This is a genomic window from Saccharicrinis aurantiacus (genome assembly GCF_001660705.2).
GTDB lineage: Bacteria > Bacteroidota > Bacteroidia > Bacteroidales > Marinilabiliaceae > Saccharicrinis > Saccharicrinis aurantiacus.
Genome location: NZ_LYBV02000066.1, coordinates 1 through 1,855 on the forward strand (window position 1 = coordinate 1; position 1,855 = coordinate 1,855).

The following is a 1,855-nucleotide window of genomic DNA, read 5'->3' on the forward strand; positions in this document are numbered from 1 at the left end:
GCCAAACGTTGGGCTCCATTACGCAGATAAAAAACTTTATGAATCAAAATTTATTTAAAAGAAGTAGGTTTAAACTTTTACAAAGCAATGACGTAAAAATAAAGATTGTAAAGTCTAAAGGATTTCTTTGGACTGTTCCGATTTATGCTTCTGTTTTCTATGCATTTTATGCTGGCACTGAATGGTCAGATAATTACATATTAATGATAATTCAAATAGTTTTTATTTCAGTAATACCTATTTTAGTCTTCCTAGGATTATTAAATATTCTTGTATATAAGTTAGAAATTAATGAGTTCGACATAACGAAACGTGAAGTAGCTTTTCCATTCAAAATAAAGACTTATAGGTGGACAAATAATCAGATTCAAGCGATCCTTATAGAGAAATCATTATATAAAGACAAAAAAAGGAAAAACTATAGCATAACATTAAATTTAGGTTATTGTAATTCTGATTTAATTATATTTAATGAGCAAAAGGACGGCATGAACACTGATAAGCTAAAGCAAATTGGAGAAGAGATTGCTGACATAATTGACAAACCACTTCATGATAACATGGGAAAAACAACGGAGCCCAACAAAAAATAAAGTTCATAGGCTGTGAGTATAGATTCGCGGGCTAAGTTCGTTTAATAAAATCGCCGAAACTTTTGTTTCGGCTAGTGAAAAGAATAAATTTATAACCTAAACAAAATTTCGGCTCTGTGGATTTTGGTTGGTTTGGCTTTTCAAATCAGCCAACGCACTTTATTAAAGCCGTTGTAGCCAATTAAAATGAGCAAAATAGACGAATTATATAAGGTTAGAGATGTTTTGCACAAAGTTGATTATAGTACTTTGTGTGGCATACTTGATTCATACCTACCAAGGATTCCAATAAGCATTAAAGACTTTAAGAATGAACGATTTGAACTAAAGCAAAAGACTGGTGGAGGTTCTAATCTGCTTTTTCGTGCAAGAATATTGAACTCTGATACAAGCTATAAAACCCTTAGTGAAATTTCATATATAACTGAGAAAGATAAACACTTGATTAAAGATTATGGTAGAGTGAATAGACCATCTGAGTCAATGTTTTATGCTTCATCAGATATACTAACTGCATGTGTTGAAACTTTTTCAAAGGGAGAAAATATGGAAAGGTTCCTCGCTAAAGGTAACTTAGTCCTAGTTGTCGGTGTCTGGAAGATTAATAAACCAATGTCTTTTGCCCAAATGGTAAGTCCAGAATCTCATTTTGAAGAGTTTATAAAAGACTTTCAATTCAGTCAGAACAAAGTTAATATAGATTCAGTCAGAAAATATAATTCGTGGCTCAAGAGAGCACTAAATGATGAAGAACAATTTAAAATACTTGAGTTTTTTTCAGAAGAATTTGCAAAAACTGATATTAAGAATGGTAATGATTATATGCTTACAAATTATTATAAAGACAGAGTTTTAAACAGAAATTCTAAATACAAGCTAGCCGAAGAATTAGATGGAATATGGTATCAAAGTGTTGTATCATCGTATCAAGAGACTAACGTGGCTATACCGCCGAATGTGGTTGATGAAAAGCTTGAATTTTTATGGGCAGATACACTTTGGTGTATTCACGAGGCAAAGAGTAAAAGAATAAGTTTAAATCCAATGCAACAGAGAGCCCACGTTGGAGATGAAAATATTTTAAATTGGAAATAGTAATAACTGGCTACAACACGCTAGTATAAAGCATATGGCGTTCGTAGTTTCTTGGGAGTTAAATTAGGGTATTGAACACCGCCAAACCTTTGATTTGGCTTTAGAAAGGAAAAGGTAAAAACAAATAAAAGATTTGGCTCAGTGGAGTTTTGGATGGCGATTTCGTT

Annotated in this window: 2 protein-coding genes; both read left to right on the plus strand. The window is 32.2% G+C overall.

Features of this window, described 5'->3' with window-relative positions; genetic code table 11:
- Nucleotides 1-593, plus strand: a 593-nt coding sequence (locus A8B35_RS22945) for a hypothetical protein (RefSeq protein ID WP_222844214.1), incomplete at its 5' end; no start/stop codon positions are given.
- A gap of 186 nt (nucleotides 594-779) precedes the next feature.
- Nucleotides 780-1,688: an RES domain-containing protein gene (locus tag A8B35_RS22950; protein ID WP_068475865.1), complete on the plus strand. Its 909-nt coding sequence runs from the start codon at nucleotides 780-782 to the stop codon at nucleotides 1,686-1,688.
- Nucleotides 1,689-1,855: the final 167 nt, after the last annotated feature.

Bases quoted from the DNA above. Each gene is read 5' to 3' on its own strand.
- A8B35_RS22950 (WP_068475865.1), top strand. From the start codon at position 780: ATGAGCAAAATAGACGAATTATATAAGGTTAGAGATGTTTTGCACAAA.